Genomic DNA, 16,978 nt, shown 5'->3' on the forward strand with positions numbered 1-16,978 from the left:
ACAGTTCACGCCTCGTGTGAGCCCGGCGGGCGACGCCGCATCTCACCGGACTCCGATCGGACAGACCCTCCTGGGCCTGCCTTCCTGATCGTCATCCCCTCCCTGTGGTTCGCTGAGCCGTTCCGATCTGTTTCGGACCGGCTCGCTCCCCATCGTCTGCGCCGACAGCAACGGCAGGCCACCAATTGGTGCCTGCCGATGTCAGCACAAATCAGCTGCCCTCCTTGTGGGCTGGTGCCGCAGACGCATCTTTCGTGCGTTCAGCAGCAATCTTGCTCTCGACCTTCTGCCCGCTGGTTGCTTCCGCTTCGGCGGCGCCGATCAGTGCCCTTGCGGCCCATTGGGCAACGTTTTGTGCCTCGTGCGAACTGAGGCCCCAGATATCCTTGAGGACATTCAGCACTTCGACGCCGAATACCAGCGACAGGGCCTGCGCCACCCGCAAATGCTGGTCTGGCGTTAGCCTCGCCGCGAGCGGGGCCGTGGCATTCATCAGCAGATCGACACGGTGACCTCGGGTGAATTGCGGCTCGCTGCCAAGCGTGCCCGCGCGTCGCTGCGCCCACTGCTCCAGCGACAGGCGAAGGGAGGCCTTGAAGGTTGCCTCGAACTCTTCGATGCGCGGCATTGCAGTGGCCAGCAGGTCGGCCACGCGCGCTCCGGCGCTGCCATTGTTTGGTGCCCATTCCAGAATGGGTCCCAGAGCCTCGTCGACCACGGCATGGACCAGGGCGGCCTGGCTGGGGAAATAGCGATAGGCCGTGGCCCGCGACACGCCCGCCGTTTCGGCGACGCCCGTCACCGAAGGCGTCATGCCTGACTGCATCAACGCAATGGCAGCGTCGAGCATGAGCCGGCGGGTCCGGGCCTTGGCTCCGCGCTCGGCACCCTGGATTGTTGTGGCTGTATTTCGCTGACGTGAGACGACCATATCAATATGATACACGCGTCTCATTCTCGCGCAATAGGCATTAACAGGTCGACGACAACGCGCCAACCGAGCTGACTAGGTCTGAATTGCGGTGGGCATCCACAAGCTGTCACGAGGCGCGGTACCTCGGCGCTCAGAGCCAAGGGCCGTGGCACGACCTCGCGGTGATGGGGTTGCGGAACGAGCCTAGGGCTCGAAGAACCCTGCATCCTCTTCCAGCAGGTACTTTCTTGCACCTTCTGGGTCGATATCCAGCCCCAGGCCGGGGGCAGGGAGCAGGTCGACATGGCTGTCCGTGACGATCTGCTTGGGCAGGCCGATGACGATATCCTCCCACCAGGGGTCGGAGGCGCTGGGATATTCGAAGGCGATGTAGTTGGCGGGGAGGGTGGCGCAGACATTGATCAAGGCGCCCAGGCCGAGCAGCCCATTGGCAGTGCCATGCGGCGCCATCATGATCGAATGCATATAGGCGTGCTCGGCCACCCATTTGAGTTCGGCCATGCCGCCAATATCGGCCGGATCGGGCCCGACCACGCGCACCGCCTGCGTCTCGATCAATTCCTTGAAATTGTGCCGCAGGTAAATCTGCTCGCCGGTGTGAATGGGCGTGGAGGTCGAGGTGGTGAGCTCGCGATAGGCCTGCGGGTTGACCCAGGGGACATAGTCACCGGTCAGCATGTCCTCGAGCCACATCAGGTCGTATTTCTCGACGGCGCGGGCGAAGCGGATGGCGTCGTTGAGGAACCAGCCGGGGCCGCAATCGAGCGCCAGGCTCACCTTGTCGCCCAGCACTTCCTTCATCGCCGCGACGCAGTCGAGCATGTGTTTGAAGCCGCGCTCGGAAATCTGCCCCTGGTCCATGGCGCCGTGATAGCCGGCATTGTTCTGCCGCACGCCATAGTGGAAGTCGTCGATGGTGTCCTTCATGTTGGAGTGGAAGCTGATGCCCTGCTTGACCATGAAGAAGTTCTGCGGCTGCTCCATCATCCACTTGACGTCGGCAGCATAATCCTCCGGCCGGTCGCCGCTGCGCTTGCGGCGGATCGAGCCATTATAGACCCGCACCTTGTCGCGCACCTTGCCGCCCAGCAGCTTGTAGGCAGGCACATTGGCCGCCTTGCCGGCAATGTCCCACAGCGCATGCTCGATGGCCGACACGGCGGCGCCATAGGGCTTGAAGCTGCCGCGCTGGCGAATCTTGAGCATGCAGCGCTCGACATCGGTCGGGTCCTCACCAACAAGCGCATCGCGAAAGTGCAGCACCCAGGGCTTGAGGTAGCTCTTGGTGAACTCCACCTCGCCCAGCCCGTAGAGCCCTTCGTCGGTAACGATGCGCACAATGGGGTGGCGCCCGATGACGGCGCAGCGCAGATCGGTGATCTTCATGGTGGACCTCTATTTGACCGATGAGAAGGCCGTCGGCGCGAGCAGCTGGCTGCTGATATTGGCAATGATCGGGCCGTCGCGCTCGGAGTCGTCGCGGGCCTTATGCCATGCCGGATCGCTGATGAAGGCGGCCCACTTGGCCTCGCGGTCGGCGAGCGATTCCCAGGCAATGAAATAGGTGAGGCGGTTGCTGTTCTCGCCAATGACGGTGGTGAAAAACCCCGCCTGGCGGATGCCGTGCCGATCCCAGATCGCCAGCGTGTGCTCATTGAAGCGCTTCAGCAGGGCAGGGAGGCGGCCAGGCAGGCAATCGTAAATGCGCAATTCGTAGATCATGGTTCTTTCCGTTCGTGCGGCCGACTGTACTTGGCCCCACCTCCCCTTGATCCCTCCGCATCAAGGGGAGGGAGGCGGCTGAGGTTTAAACATGTCTGTGATCCCCCGTTGTGGGAGGGAATGAGGGTGGGGGTGTTTAGGCGTGATTCCTCATTCTAGCTCCAGGTCCGGTCCCAGGAATATTCGTCATCCCAGTGATCGGTGGGCTGCCAGATGCCGGTGACGCCCTCCTGCAGATGCTGGGATATGACCTCGTCGACCACGTCGTCGATGCCCAGGCCCGGCTTGTCCGGCACGGTGATGAACCCGTCCTGGACCAGCGGCTTGGGCAGGCCCGTGACGATATCGTCCCACCAGTCCACCTCGACGCTGTGATATTCGAGCGCCATGAAGTTCTCCGTGGCGACGGCGACATGCGCGGCGGCCATCGCCGCGATCGGGCTTTCCGCCATGTGGATGGCCATGGCCACGCCGTAGTCCTGCGCCATGTCGCCGATCTTCTTGGTTTCGAGAATTCCGCCCGAGGTCAGCAGGTCCGGGTGGATGACCGAGAGGCCGCCGCTGCGGAGCAAGGGCTCGAAGCCTTCCTTGAGGTAGATGTCCTCCCCGGTGCAGATCGGCACGGTGGTCGCGTCCTGCAACTGCCGGTAATGCTCGGTATATTGCCAGGGGATCACATCCTCGAGCCAGGCGGGAACATACTTCTCGATCCGCCGCGCCAGCCGGATGCCGTTCTGGAGCGAGATATGGCCGACATGGTCGATGGCCAGCGGAATATCGTAGCCGATCACCTCGCGGACTTCGGCAATATACTGCTCGAGCAGGTCAAGACCCTTGTCGGTGAAATGGAGGCCACTGAACGGGTGGCGGACATTGTGCGTGTCATAGACGGCGTTGCGGGCGCGGCGGTCTTCCATGCTCTTGACCGGGCCGCGCCCGGGATGGACGCGGTAGGCTTCGAGCGACCCCGCCGGCGCCACGACAGCCCCGGGCACGTCGGCGATCTGCATCAGGCCGAGATCCATCTTGAGAAAGGTGAAGCCCATATCCATGCGCGCCTTGAGCCGCTTGCCGGTCTCGGTGCCGCTGGGTTTTTCGGCGTCGGTATCGCAATAGACGCGGACCTTGTCGCGGAACTTGCCGCCCAGCATCTGGTAAACAGGCACGCCATAGGCCTTGCCCGCCAGGTCCCACAGCGCGATCTCGATGGCCGATACACCGCCGCCCTGCCGGCCATGGCCGCCAAACTGCTTGATGCGGCGGAACAGCCGGTCGATATCGCAGGGATTTTCCCCCAGCAGCCGGCTCTTGAGCATAAGCGCATAGGTGGCGCTGGCGCCGTCACGCACTTCCCCCAGGCCGACAATGCCCTGGTTGGTGTAGATCTTGACGAGCGCCGAGGTGAACGGCGCGCCGACAATCTCGGCAACGCGCAGGTCGGTAATGCGCAACTCACTCGGGCGCGAGGCCGTGCGGACATTGTTTTCGATCGCTTCGGCTGCCTTGTTCACGTCCATTCAGTCGAACTCCACGACATTTGCTGCGAGGTAGTCTCGGTTCATCTCGATACCGAGACCCGGTGCCCTGTTGAGCTTGAGGCTGCCATTCGAGTTATCGAGCGGCTTGTCGATCAAGTGATCGTATTTGCTCAGGTTCCACTCCGATGTCTCGAGCCGGTAGAAGTTCGGCACGGTCATCATCACCTGCGCGCCTGCCACCACGTTGATCGGCCCCGCCGCGTCATGGGGCGAGACGGGGATGTAATAGGCCTCGCACAACGCCGAGATTTTCTTGAGCTCGGTGATGCCGCCGGTCCAGGTGACGTCGGGCATGATATAGTCGGCGAGCTTGTTTTCGAGGATCGGCACGAAATCCCACTTGGTGTGGCCGCGCTCGCCCCAGGAGATGGGCGCATTGACCTTGTCGCGGACCTGCTTGAGCGCATTGAAGCTCTCGGGCGGCACAGGCTCCTCGAACCAGTCGATATCGCCCGCCTCTTCGAGTGTGCGGCAGGTCCGGATGGCCGTCGGCACATCGAAGCGCCCATGGGCGTCGATGAGGATTTCGATATCCGGACCGGCGGTTTTGCGAATGAGCGCGGTGAGTTCAGCCGCCTCGCGCTCGTCCTTGCGGGTCATCGAGCCATCGAGATAGCCCTCGGACTGCTCGCGGGCGACGCCGTCGCGACCCTTCGGCCCTTGCTGCGGGAAGGGATCGAATTTCAGCGCGGTGTGGCCGGAGGCGATGATGTCGCGGATCTCCTGGATAACGCCTTCCTTGCTGGTGAACTTGCGCTGGTCGGGATGGGTGTAGAGCAGGATATCGTCGCGCACCGGGCCGCCAAGCAGTTCGTAGATCGGCTGGCCGAGCACCTTGCCCCGGATATCCCAGAGCGCGATATCGATGGCGCTCACACATTCCACGGCGGCGCCGCGGCTGCCCATATAGGTGAAATTGCGGAAGATCTTGTGCCAGATGCGCTCGATATGGGCGGGGTCGTCGCCCTCGACGATCTTGCTGATCTGCCTGAGCATGACGCAGAGCGCACGATTGGCGACGAAGGTCGTGGTGGTGATTTCACCCCAGCCGGAAACGCCCTCATCGGTCGTCACCTCCACGAACAGGAACTCGCCCCAGTAGGACGCCGCGGACTTGATCAGCCACGGCCTGACACCCGTGATTTTCATGCTCTATTGCCTTTCGGTGAGGTTTTGACGGGCGTCTCGGCCGTTGGAAACGATGTTCTATCCGGCTCTCTCGGCGCTGTAGGCGCGCATCTGTTCAAGGATATGTCGGCCCGAGCCTTCGACATGGCGGGCGACGCATTCGGCCGCCTTGTCGGCTTCTCCGGCTTTCACCAGTTCGATGAGTTCGCGATGCTCGCGGATGACTTGTGTGCGGCGGGCCAGCGTATAGGGAAAGCGCTGGGTGACGGCACGCAGCACCTGGCGGTGCTTCCACCAGATTTCGGCTGCGTGCCGGTTATAGTGGCGCTGATAGACGACGGTGTGGAACTGCACGTCGAGCCCGCTGTGGAGCACGGCATCGACGAAGTTATTCTCTTCGATGAGGCGCTGGATGCGCTCGAGTTCGGCAATGTCGGCCTCGGTGGCCATCCCCACGAACCAGCGTGTCAGCGCTGGCTCGATGAGCGTGCTGATCTCGTAGATGTTGCGGACGAAGTCGTGGTCGATCGGTCGGACCCGGGCGCCACGATTGGGCGAGAACACCACGAAGCCCTCGCCGCGCAGCATCTGCAGCGCTTCGCGAACGGGATTGGTCGATGTGCCCAGCCGTTCGGCGAGGTCCGCGACCACCAGCCGCTCATTGGGTTTGAGTCGCCCCGAAAGAATGTCCTCGCGAATGGTCTCATAGAGCGAAACCGCGCGCTGGCTGGAGACATCGATCTCTTCCAGTCCCAAAGGGGGTGAAATCTTGAACTCACTGGTGCTGGCCAAGGTCCGCTCCTGCGTCTGTCGGTTCGTATCATACACACCCAACAACAAACAATGTACGATCCTTCTGAGTTGACACGCAATATGGCTTCTGCAACGGTGTAAATCACTGCGAACGCACATAAAGAGGCCGGAGGCCCGCTGAGCGAAGTCGCATGGCCTGTCGCCACAGGAGCGGGCAGGGACACAGGAGGACTCTATGAGGAACTACGGTTTTGGCCGTGCGCTTGCGCGCGGCATGGCAGTCTCTACACTGATGGTATCGATGATGAGCACCTCGGTGCTCGGCCAGAGCGTCGATCTCAGCAAATGGTCGCCGGAATATGTGCGCTCGATTGCCGGCACCGAGGAATTTGACACGGCCGAATTGTGCGGCGCGGTGACGCCGCTCGACTATGAGGGTCGGCTGACATTCTGGTACCAGGGCGTGTTCGAGGGCGACCCCGATCTGCTGCGTCAGTACTACAAGGACTTCTTCGAAGCCTTCCGCGCCACCTATCCGAATATCGAGCTGGAGGAGCAGGCGCTCACCTATAACGACCTGCTCGACAAGTTCCGTACGGCCCTGTTGGGCAATGCCGGTCCGATGGTGGTGCGCCTGCAGATCCTGGGCGGTGTCGAATTCGCCTCCAAGGGCTACCTGCAGGAACTGAGCCCCGAGGATGTCGGCTGGAAGACCGAGGATTTCTGGCCCGGCGCCATGAAATCGGTGATGTGGGAAGGCAAGACCTACGGCATCCCCACCAATAACGAGACCATGGCCCTGATCTGGAACGCCGATATCTTCGAGCGGGCCGGCCTCGATCCGGAAGCGCCGCCCGCCACCTGGGACGACGTGGTCGCCTATTCCAAGCAGATCCACGACAAGCTCGGCGTCGCCGGCTATGGCCTGGTGGCGCGCAAGAATGCCGGCAATACGCCGTACCGCTTCATGCCCCAGCTCTGGGGCTATGGCGGCGGGGTGTTCGACGAAGCCGATCCCAACCCGACCTACGAGGAAATCCGTCTCGACAGCGACGCCAGCAAGCAGGCTCTCCAGGCCTCCGTTGATATGTATGTCCGCGACCAGTCGGTCCCGGTTTCGGCCCTGACCAACCAGCAGGCCGATAACCAGCCGCTGTTCCTGGCCGGCCAGCTCGGCATGATGATCTCCCATCCGTCCGACTATAACGTGATGCTCGATCTGCAGGCCAAGGCCACCGGCGACGATCAGACAAAGGCCCAGACCGTTATCGACAACATGCGCTATGGCCTGATCCCGACGGGTCCCGACGGCAAGCGCGCCGTGGTCTTCGGCGGCTCCAACATCCACATCCTCAACCCAGAGTATGTCGAGGGTGGCGAAGTGGACGAGGCGGCAGCCAAGGCGATGGTCTGCTTCTGGACCAGCCCGGAATGGTCGCTGAAGATGGCCTATGCCGGCTCCAACCCCGGCAATCTCAACGGCTTCAAGACCAAGTGGATGAAGGAACGCCTCGACTCCATCAAGTTCCTCGATGTCACGACCTCGATGCTGCCCTATGGCGTGCCGTTCCCGACGCTGCCGGAGACGCCCGAGATCATGAACATCATCATCCCCGACATGCTGCAGAACGCTCTGACCGGTGCGATGACCGTCGATGAAGCGGCCGAAGATGCCGCTGAGAAGGTCAGGGCCCTGACTGAGGGCGGCGGGCTCTAGCAGCCGCCTTGCGAAATCGACCGGCGGCGCCGCGCGCCGCCGGTCTCCTTCCTGCCTGGATGCGGAGCACCTCGATGACCACACTTGCCGGCCATGCCAACGCTCCACGCGGGAGTATCCCTGCGCGTCCCAGTATCCTGCAGCAAATGTGGACTAGCCGCGCCGATTACCTCTACGTGTTGCCGGCCATCGTGGTGATGCTCATCGTCATCGCCTATCCCATCTACTACACGATCGAACTGTCATTCTTCAAAACACCGCCCGGGCTTCAGCTCCGCGACAAGATCTTTGTCGGTGCCGACAACTACACGGCCATTCTCTCCAGCGAGGTGTTCTGGCGCGTAACGATCAACACCGTGATCTGGACACTCGCCTCCACGCTCATTGCCTTCGTGCTGGGTTATGGCGCCGCGCTCGCGCTGCATCGGGACTTTGCCGGCCGCGCGGTGCTGCGGGCCATTCTGATCATTCCATGGGTCATTAGCGCGGTTGCCGCGTCCTATATCTGGAAGTGGATGTACCACTCCGATTTCGGCATTATCGGCCAGGTGCTGGTTCAGTTCGGCTTCACCGACCGCCAGCCCAATTTCATCGACAATGTCCACACCGTCCTGCCCTCGCTGATCGTGGTCAATATCTGGCGCGAGTTTCCCTTCGCCATGATCATGATCATGGCTGGCCTGCAGACGGTGCCGGAGCAGCTGCTGCGCGCCGCCAGGGTGGATGGTGCCTCGACCTGGCAGCGTTTCTGGCACGTGACATTCCCCCATCTGCGGGGCGTGTCCACGGTCACCATCCTGTTGCTGGCGGTCGCCAACTTCAACTCCTTCATCATTCCCTGGATCATGACCGGCGGCGGCCCGTCCAACGCCTCACATATCTGGATCACTCACATCTACGAGCTCGCCTTCGGGCGTCAGCGCTGGGGCGTGGCGGCCGCCTATTCGGTGCTGCTCTTCGTCATCCTGATGGCGCTCGGCTACTTCTATGTTCGGGCCCTGAGTGGCAATGAAAAGGAGCAGGGCGCGTGACCTCGACCTCTGACACCGCAACGCCACGTAGCCGCAAGGGCGTGGACGGCTGGCGCTGGACCGGCCGCATCTTCCTGACCATCATGATCCTCTACACCGCGCTTCCGATGGTCTGGATGCTACTGACCTCGATCAAATCGGGCTTTGCGGCGATGCAGTTCCCGCCGCAATGGTGGCCCACCGAGCCCACGCTCGCCAGCTATCGCAAGCTGCTCGATCCCCAGAACAGCGTCGGGCAGGACTTCCTGCGCTTCTTCTGGAACAGCCTGTTCGTCTCCTTCGTCACCACGGTGCTTGCCGTGGTGGTGGCGGTTCCCGCAGCCTACGCCTTTTCCCGATTCCGCTTTCCGGGCCGCAAATTCCTGTTCTTCGCGGTGCTGCTGCGAAACATGTTCCCGGCCGTGATCTTCCTGGTGCCGCTCTTCATCTTGATGCGTGTGCTGGGCCTGGTGAACACGCATGGATCGCTTATCCTGACTTACCTGACCTTCGGCCTGCCGCTCGCCATCTGGCTGCTCAAGGGCTTCTACGACAACATCCCCATCCAGCTCGAGCAGGCTGCACGCATCGATGGCGCCACGCGCTTCCAGGCGTTCCTGCTGATCGTCACGCCGCTTTCGGTGCCCGGTATCATCGCCACGGCGATCTACTCCTTCATCGGCGCCTGGAACGAATACATCTACGCCGCCACCTTCCTCACCAAGAACGAGCAGCTCACCCTGCCCGTGGGCATCCAGCGGTTCTTCTCGGAGAACACGACGGACTTCCCTGGCCTGATGGCTGCCAGCTTCATCATGAGCGTGCCGGTCGTGGTGCTGTTCCTCGTCCTGCAAAAATACTTCGTGCGTGCCCTCACCGAAGGCGCCGTCAAACACTAGGAGTTTCCGCCGATGGCCGAGGTCGTCCTGCAACACGTCATGAAGTATTACGGCAGCATGGCTGCTGTGAACGATGTGAATTTCACCGTCAATCATGGCGAATTCGTCGCGCTGGTCGGGCCGTCCGGCTGCGGCAAGACGACGACGCTGAACCTGATCGCCGGACTGCTGCCGATGAGTGGTGGCGACATCAAGATCGGGGACCGCATCGTCAACGACCTCGACCCCAAGGATCGGGACATCGCCATGGTGTTCCAGAATTACGCGCTCTATCCCAACAAGACCGTGTTCCAGAACCTCGCCTTCCCCCTGCAGATGCGCAAGTTGCCCAAGGACGAGATCAATCGAAAGGTGCAGGAGGCGGCAAAGGTCCTCGACATCACGCACCTGCTCGAGCGCAAGCCGCGCGAGCTATCGGGCGGGCAGCAGCAGCGTGTGGCGTTGGGCCGGGCACTGGTGCGCGACCCGGCAGTCTTCCTGATGGACGAGCCCTTGTCGAACCTCGATGCCAAGCTGCGCGTGCAGATGCGAAGCGAGATCAAGCGCTTCCATCAGGATCTCAATGCCACCATCGTCTACGTGACGCATGACCAGCTTGAAGCCGTCACCATGGCCGACAAGATGGCGGTTATGAACGGCGGCCTGCTCCAGCAATACGATACGCCGGCACAGGTCTTCGCCAACCCGGTCAACATGTTCGTCGCCAGCTTCATCGGCAGCCCGGCCATGAGCCTGGTGCCGCTGGACGTGGCCACCGTCGACGGCAAAACGGTGCTGACCAGCGCCGAGGGCTGGAACCTGCCGCTGTCGGACGCCAATGCCCGCAAGGTTGCCGGCGCCAGCTCCCGCAAGGTGGTGCTCGGCGCGCGCCACTCCACCATCAAGCTTCACAAGTCGCAGGTGGCTGGCTCGGTCCCCTCCAAGGTCTATACGGTGGAGCCCACCGGCGACATCACCTTCGTGCAGGCGTTCCTGTCCGGAGCCATCGTCAATATCAGCCTGCCCCCCACCGCATCGGTTGCTCCCGACGAGATGGTCTGGCTCGAATTCGACCAGGAGCGCATCCACCTGTTCGATGGCGAAACTGAAATGGCACTGCGCGCCGCCTGACCTGCCTCACCAGGGACCAATCATGTCCGCGAAACTCAAGATCACCGCCATCAAGCCCTATCCGGTCTGGGTTGGCATCCGGAACCAGTTCCTGCTCAAGATCGAGACTGATCAGGGCATTTTCGGCTGGGGGGAGAGCGGACTGTCTGGCCGCGAAAAGGCGGTGGCCGGCGCCATCGAGCATTATCGCGAATTCCTGATCGGCCAGGATGCGATGCAGATCGGCCGGATCTGGCAGGAGATGTATCGCAGCCAGTATTTCGAGGGCGGGCGCGTGTTGCAGGCCGCCATTTCGGCCATCGACATCGCCCTGCACGACATCAAGGGCAAGGCGCTTGGCGTGCCGGTCTATGAACTCCTCGGTGGCAAGCAGCGCAACGTCATCCCCACCTTTGCCTCTACCGGCGACAGCGCGGGCGAAGGCGCCATCGAGCGGGCCCTGGAACTGAAAGCTGCGGGCTTCGATGCCATCCGCTTCTTCCCCATCGGCCAGGACAGCCGCGATATCTTCGAGCCGCGCCAGTCGATCGCCGCCACCGCGCGCATCCTCAACAAGGCGCGCGAGGAACTGGGCAGCGAGGTGGTGCTCGGCATCGATTACCATCATCGGCTTTCCGTCGCCGAGGCGGCCAGCTTCTGCAGCAAGCTCGACAAGGGCGTGCTCGATTTCCTCGAGGAACCTATCCGCGACGAGACTCCCGAGGCCTATGAGTCGCTGCGATCAATGACGGACATTCCCTTCGCCATCGGCGAGGAATTCTCGAGCAAGTGGCAGTTCGTGCCCTATATCGAGCGCGGCATCCATCAGTTCAACCGGCTCGATGTCTGCAATGTGGGGGGCTTGACCGAGGCCATGAAGGTGGCCGGCTGGAGCGAGGCCCACTATGTCGACCTGATGCCGCACAATCCCCTTGGGCCGGTCTGCACCGCGGCCACAGTGCATTTCGCCGCCGCCGTGCCCAACTTCGCCTGGCTCGAAACACGGGCGCCCGAGCGGGCCCTCGGCTTTGATAACAGCGAGTTTTTCCCGGTGCAGCCGCAGCTGGAAGGCGCAGTCTATCCGGTCAGCGACGCCCCCGGCCTGGGGGTCGAGGTCAACGAGGACCTGTTGGCGCGGCAGAGTTTCCAATTCTGGGAAGCGCCGCACCTGCGGCGCAATGATGGTTCGGTCACTAACTGGTAAATGGAGGAAAGACGATGGTTGTAGGCGCCGAAATTACGCGGCCGGCAAAGCACCTGATCGAAGGGCTTAGAGGTCTGGGCGCCGCGACAATCGCCGGCACGCTTGGCCATATGGGTTTCAAGAACCCGCACATGACCGGCATCCTGCCCCAGACCAAGGGCAAGGTGATCTGCGGACCGGCCCTGACGCTGCAATGCCTGCCGCAACGGCCGGACCTGTTCAGCGAAGGCGAATATGCCGATCCCGAGACGCAGTTGCACCGTCACGTGCTTTATCACGTGCAGGAAGGCGACGTGGTGGTGGTCGATGCCCGCGGCGACATGCGTTCGGGCATTTTCGGCGACATGATGAGCACCTATTTCAAGGGTCGCGGCGGCGCGGGCATCATTATCGATGGCGTGATGCGCGATCGGCCCAATGTGGAAAAGCTCGATCTGGCACTGTGGCTCAAGGGCTGGTCGCCGAACTACCACGTGCAGACCGACATCTATCCCAACGCCGTCAACGTCACGATCGCCTGCGGCGGCGTCACCGTGGTGCCCGGCGACATCATCGTGGCCGATGACGACGGCGCCGTGGTCGTGCCCGTGTCGATGGCCGAGCGGGTCCTCGAAGACGGTCAGAAGCATGCCGAATGGGAAGAATTCTCGCGCATGAAGCTGATGGCGGGAGAGTCGCTCCAGCGCTATTACCCGCTGCATCCTGATGCCAACGAGGAATACCAGGCCTGGCGCAAGCTTAACCCGGTCAAGCACGACTGAGGCTTGCGCACGTCATCTACGATGGGCGGCGCACGCGCTTCTTGTCGGCGTTGAACAAGTGGATGTCGGCAAGGGCGAAGCCGAGCGAAACAGGTGAGCCGACGACAAAATTGCCCTGGCCCGGAAGCACGACGGTGAGTTCGCTTGCCTTGAGGCGCACACGAACCACCGTCTCGTTGCCGAGCTGTTCGATGAGCTGGACAGTGCCGGACAGTGGGCCATCCGGGCTGACGACAAGCGCATGTGGGCGGATGCCCAGGGTTATGCTGTCCCCCTTCGACACGCTGCCGAAGGGCAGCGGGAGCGTGAGGGATGCCCCATCGACGCTGATGCGCACCTGATCGTCGATGAGGTCATCGACATGGCCTGGCAGCATGTTCATCCGCGGCGAACCAATGAAGCCCGCGACGAAGAGGTTGGTGGGGTTATTATAAAGTTCGAGCGGCGAGCCGACCTGCTGGACGATGCCGCCGTCCAGCACGACGATCTTGTCTCCGAGCGTCATGGCCTCCACCTGATCGTGGGTGACGTAGATCATCGTCGCACCCAGATCGTGATGCAGCCGGGCCAGCTCGATGCGCATGTCGCCACGCAGGGCAGCGTCGAGGTTGCTCAGCGGCTCATCGAACAGGAAGACGTCCGGCTGGCGGACGATGGCGCGGCCGATGGCGACGCGCTGGCGTTGGCCACCGGACAACTGCGCTGGGCGGCGGTCGAGCAGGTGTTCCATCTGCAGCACCCTGGCCGCCTCGCGGATCTTGCGGTCACGCACATCCTTGGGCGTGTTTGCCAGCTTCAGGCCGAAGCCGACATTGTCATAGACGGTCATATGCGGATAAAGCGCGTAGGATTGGAAGACCATGGCGACGCCGCGGTCGCGCGGCTCGACATCGTTGACGATACGGTCGCCAATCCTGATCTCGCCGCCAGAGATGTCCTCGAGCCCGGCAATCATGCGCAGCAGGGTGGATTTCCCGCAGCCCGAGGGGCCAACGAAAACTACGAATTCGCCATGCCCGATGTCGAGATCGACGCCCTTGATGACGGGCACCTCGCCATAGTTCTTGTACACCGAGCGGAGTGTGAGTTCGGCCATGGATAGTCTCCGGGTTAGCCCTTGACCGCACCCTGCATCAGGGCAGCGACGAACTGGCGCTGGAAGATGAGGAAGAGCACGACGGTTGGCGTGAGGATGAGGAGCGAGCCGGCGCAGAGCAGCGGAATATCGGTGCCCCACTGGCCCTGGAAGGCGCCGAGCGCCCCAGCCATCGTTCTTTGCATGGGATCCTGCACCAGCACCACCGGCAGCAGGAACTGGTTCCAGGTCCACAGGAACAGCAGGATGGTCAGCGACATGATGGCCGGCCGCGCCAGGGGCACCTGCACCAGCACGAATTCCTTCCACCGCGTCGCTCCGTCGAGCTGTGCAGCCTCGGTCAGGTCATGCGGCACATTGAGGAAATGCGCCCGCATCCAGTAGACGCCAAAGGGCATATAGAGCCCGATCAGCGGCAGGATGATCGCGAAGCGGGTGTTGAGCAGCCCCAGCGCCCGCACTTCATAGTAGAGCGGCGTGATGACGGCCTCGAACGGCAGCGTCAGCCCGAACACGAAGACCAGGTAGAGCCACTTGTATTTGTTGGTCGTGAGCTTCGCCAAACCATAGCCCGCCATGGTGGCGATCAGCACAGCGACAGGCACGACGCCAAGCACGATCAATGCGCTGGAGAGCAGCAACTGATCCATCTTGGCGACTTCGAACGCCTTGACGAAATTTCCCCATTGCGGATCGGCCGGCCATTGCAGGCCATTGGGGTAGGTGCCCTGCGGCGCCAGCGCGGCCGACAGCATGCTTAGAAAGGGCAGGAGCGTGACGATCATCAGCAGGATGATCAGGCCGCGCGCGACCAGGGTGTTGGGTGCTGCGGTCCTCATTTCTTGTCCCGCGTGAACCACTGGACCGGGGCGATGGAGATCAGCACCAGCACCATCAGCACGATCGCCAATGCTGAGGCCAGCCCCACCTGTCGATGCGCAAAAGCGAGGCGGTAGATCTCGAGACCCGGCACTGTCGTGGTGATGCCCGGCCCGCCCTGGGTCGAGATGTAGACGATGTCAAAACTCGCCAGTGCGGCGATGACGGTGACGGTGATGCAGACGCCGATTTCCTGGCGCAGACCGGGCAGGGTGATGTAGCGGAATTCGTGCCAGGGCCGTGCGCCGTCCAGACGGGCTGCCTCGTAGAGGCTGGTATCGATCTTGGTGATGCCCGTCACCAGCAGCATGGTGCACAGGCCCAGCAGCACCCAGGCGCCGATAATGCCGACGGCCGGCAGCGCCCAGACGAAATCGCCCAGCCAGCCACGTGCCCAGCTTGAAAGGCCGATGGCCTTGAGCGTCTGGTTGACGAGGCCTGTCGAGGCAAACATCCAGCTCCAGGCGATGCCAGCAGCCACCAGCGGAATGACCTGAGGCAGGAACAGCACCGTGCGGGTGACCGTGCCGAAACGGCCAGCCATCTGCCCGCGAATGGCCGAGGCGACGGCCAGGCCCAGGCCGACCGGGATAATGGTGAAATACAGCACGAGCTGGAACGCGTTGCCGATGATCTGCAGCAGATCGCTGTCGGTCAGCACGGTAATGTAGTTGGTCAGGCCGTGAAAACGGGCCTCGCCAATGCCGTCCCAGCGCAGCAGGGAGTAGTAGAAGCTCATCCCCAGCGGCACCAGCACGAAGGCGGCATAGGCAATTGCCGCTGGCGCGATGAACAGGGAGGCGGTCATCGTGGCCTTGCGGCTCCCCCGCCTTTGGGAGGGCCGCAAGGCCGGTTTCGGTGCGCCCGGGCCGGACGATATGGTGTCTGTCATGGTTCAATCCGGCCAGATGGCACTGCGGGAGACTAGCGAGACAGCTGCGTCTCGTATTCTTCCTGCACGGCTTCGAGAAGTCCTGCGGGTGTCTGCTGGCCACCGACCATCTTCTGCAGTTCCGGCGTCCAGCCCGCGGCAAAGATAGCGCCGGTGGCATTGGCGATGAAATCCATCGCGCCATTGTCCTCGGCGAGCGTCTGGCCGGCAGCCAGCGATGCCTCGGTCACCGAGCCGGGGGTGACGGCCGGCATGGGCAGATCGGTCGGGCCGCCGGGATTGGAGCCGCCCACGGCGACGTTGATCTTGCGGGCTTCTTCGTTGGTCGCAACCCAATCGAGGAAGAAGGCGGCGCAATCGGGGTGAGCTGCCTTGGCGGCGATGCCGAAGGTCAGTGGCGCCGACATGGTGGCGTGACGGCCGCCATCTTCTTCGCTCGGCATGATGAAGAAGCCGAACTTGCCGGCGGTATTGGTGTCGAGATTGCCCGATTCCCAGTCGCCGTTGAACATGAACAGGCCCTCGCCACCAATGAAGCGGCTCATCATCTGGAAATACTCGATGGCATTGGCGTCGGACGGGAAATAGCCCGCCTTGATCCAGCTATCGAGATGCTCAGCGGCTTCCAGATTTTCGGGCGAGTTGATGGTCGCGCCGTCCTTCTGGAAGATCCAGTCGTTGATCGGCTCGGGCGCGCCATAGGCGCCCATCAGGTTCTGGAGCGGGAAGGCCAGGCCTGCCGTGCCCTTGTTCCACTGCATGATCGGCTGGATGCCGGCTCCCTTGGCCTTGGCCAGGAGGGCATCGAGTTCGGCCAGGGTCTTTGGTGGCTCGGCCATGCCGAGCTGGGTTGCCAGCTCCTTGTTGTAGAACACGCCGGTCATCGAATAGTTGAGGCCCATGGCAAACAGCGAGCCGGTGCCGCGCGGACGGCCACCCTCTTCGACGCGCAACTGCACCAATTGGCCGGCGGGGAACTTGTCCCAGCCGAATTCGGTGAAGTAGCTGTCGAGGTTGAGCAGCAGGTTATTGGCGACCAGGTCCGTCAGCGAGGGCAGGCGGATAAGGTCGGGCGCATTGTCCTCGGACAGGATGCGCGGAGAGTTCTCCATCATGTTGGCGAACTGGTCTTCCTTGATGTCGAAGGTGACATTGGGGAACTGCTTGGTGAACTCTTCGGCCAGCTTGGATGGCAGCGGGAAGCCGGTTTCAAAATAGGAATTGAGCACCACCGGGTCCGTTCCGCAGCTTGGCGCAGCCAAAGCTGTGCCCGCGATGGCTGCGGTAGTCGACAGGGTCAGTGCGATACGAAGTGCATGGCGAGAATAGGCTCTCACGACAACCTCCTCCAGGTCA

At 62.4% G+C, this 16,978-nt stretch carries 16 protein-coding genes; 6 read left to right on the forward strand and 10 right to left on the reverse strand.

From position 1 onward, the window contains the following. Positions 1–211: 211 nt before the first annotated feature. The 6 genes from IH615_RS21735 to IH615_RS21760 all read right to left on the reverse strand — a co-directional run bounded on the left by IH615_RS21735 (position 212) and on the right by IH615_RS21760 (position 6,114). A complete protein-coding gene (locus tag IH615_RS21735) occupies positions 212–931 on the reverse strand; it encodes a TetR/AcrR family transcriptional regulator (protein ID WP_291365501.1) in 720 nt (239 codons plus the stop codon). Positions 932–1,117: 186 nt separating this feature from the next. Further along, positions 1,118–2,320 carry a mandelate racemase/muconate lactonizing enzyme family protein gene (locus IH615_RS21740; protein ID WP_291365339.1) on the reverse strand — a complete coding sequence of 401 codons (1,203 nt, stop codon included), beginning with the start codon at positions 2,318–2,320 and terminating at the stop codon, positions 1,118–1,120. 9 nt (positions 2,321–2,329) lie between these two features. After that, entirely contained in the window at positions 2,330–2,656 is a 327-nt protein-coding gene (locus tag IH615_RS21745) for an NIPSNAP family protein (RefSeq protein ID WP_291365341.1), read from the reverse strand. 155 nt (positions 2,657–2,811) lie between these two features. Continuing rightward, the gene (locus IH615_RS21750; RefSeq protein WP_291365343.1) at positions 2,812–4,173 is read right to left on the reverse strand and encodes a mandelate racemase/muconate lactonizing enzyme family protein; all 1,362 of its coding nucleotides are present in this window, start codon (positions 4,171–4,173) and stop codon (positions 2,812–2,814) included. Continuing rightward, positions 4,174–5,343 carry a mandelate racemase/muconate lactonizing enzyme family protein gene (locus tag IH615_RS21755; RefSeq protein ID WP_291365345.1) on the reverse strand — a complete coding sequence of 390 codons (1,170 nt, stop codon included), beginning with the start codon at positions 5,341–5,343 and terminating at the stop codon, positions 4,174–4,176. It lies immediately after the preceding gene. Positions 5,344–5,400: 57 nt separating this feature from the next. Further along, entirely contained in the window at positions 5,401–6,114 is a 714-nt protein-coding gene (locus IH615_RS21760; RefSeq protein ID WP_291365347.1) for a GntR family transcriptional regulator, read from the reverse strand. Between the two features lie 196 nt (positions 6,115–6,310). Here IH615_RS21760 and IH615_RS21765 point away from each other — a divergent pair, with 196 nt between their 5' ends. The 6 genes from IH615_RS21765 to IH615_RS21790 all read left to right on the forward strand — a co-directional run bounded on the left by IH615_RS21765 (position 6,311) and on the right by IH615_RS21790 (position 12,755). Continuing rightward, entirely contained in the window at positions 6,311–7,792 is a 1,482-nt protein-coding gene (locus tag IH615_RS21765) for a sugar ABC transporter substrate-binding protein (RefSeq protein ID WP_291365349.1), read from the forward strand. A gap of 74 nt (positions 7,793–7,866) precedes the next feature. Continuing rightward, the gene (locus IH615_RS21770) at positions 7,867–8,823 is read left to right on the forward strand and encodes a sugar ABC transporter permease (RefSeq protein WP_291365351.1); all 957 of its coding nucleotides are present in this window, start codon (positions 7,867–7,869) and stop codon (positions 8,821–8,823) included. Between the two features lie 83 nt (positions 8,824–8,906). Continuing rightward, on the forward strand, positions 8,907–9,701 hold the full coding sequence (locus tag IH615_RS21775; RefSeq protein WP_291365503.1) for a carbohydrate ABC transporter permease: 795 nt from the start codon (positions 8,907–8,909) through the stop codon (positions 9,699–9,701). A gap of 12 nt (positions 9,702–9,713) precedes the next feature. Further along, positions 9,714–10,811 (forward strand): ABC transporter ATP-binding protein, encoded by a 1,098-nt coding sequence (locus tag IH615_RS21780; protein WP_291365353.1) that lies wholly within the window; start codon positions 9,714–9,716, stop codon positions 10,809–10,811. Between the two features lie 22 nt (positions 10,812–10,833). After that, the gene (locus IH615_RS21785; RefSeq protein WP_291365355.1) at positions 10,834–11,994 is read left to right on the forward strand and encodes a mandelate racemase/muconate lactonizing enzyme family protein; all 1,161 of its coding nucleotides are present in this window, start codon (positions 10,834–10,836) and stop codon (positions 11,992–11,994) included. 14 nt (positions 11,995–12,008) lie between these two features. After that, positions 12,009–12,755 carry a ribonuclease activity regulator RraA gene (locus IH615_RS21790; RefSeq protein WP_291365357.1) on the forward strand — a complete coding sequence of 249 codons (747 nt, stop codon included), beginning with the start codon at positions 12,009–12,011 and terminating at the stop codon, positions 12,753–12,755. Between the two features lie 16 nt (positions 12,756–12,771). On the opposite strand, the gene ugpC is transcribed toward IH615_RS21790, so the two are convergent. From ugpC to IH615_RS21810, 4 genes are all read right to left on the reverse strand, one after another. Then, a complete protein-coding gene (ugpC, locus tag IH615_RS21795; RefSeq protein WP_291365359.1) occupies positions 12,772–13,851 on the reverse strand; it encodes a sn-glycerol-3-phosphate ABC transporter ATP-binding protein UgpC in 1,080 nt (359 codons plus the stop codon). Between the two features lie 14 nt (positions 13,852–13,865). Then, positions 13,866–14,690, reverse strand: a complete 825-nt coding sequence (locus IH615_RS21800; RefSeq protein ID WP_291365361.1) for a carbohydrate ABC transporter permease — start codon at positions 14,688–14,690, stop codon at positions 13,866–13,868. Further along, positions 14,687–15,538 carry a sugar ABC transporter permease gene (locus tag IH615_RS21805; RefSeq protein WP_291365363.1) on the reverse strand — a complete coding sequence of 284 codons (852 nt, stop codon included), beginning with the start codon at positions 15,536–15,538 and terminating at the stop codon, positions 14,687–14,689. Before IH615_RS21805 ends, IH615_RS21800 begins: the two co-directional genes overlap by 4 nt. Before the next feature lie 116 nt (positions 15,539–15,654). Beyond that, positions 15,655–16,959 (reverse strand): extracellular solute-binding protein, encoded by a 1,305-nt coding sequence (locus IH615_RS21810; RefSeq protein ID WP_291365365.1) that lies wholly within the window; start codon positions 16,957–16,959, stop codon positions 15,655–15,657. Between the last annotated feature and the right edge of the window lie 19 nt (positions 16,960–16,978).

The sequence above is a fragment of the Devosia sp. genome, from assembly GCF_014860165.1.
Taxonomy (GTDB): Bacteria; Pseudomonadota; Alphaproteobacteria; order Rhizobiales; family Devosiaceae; genus Devosia.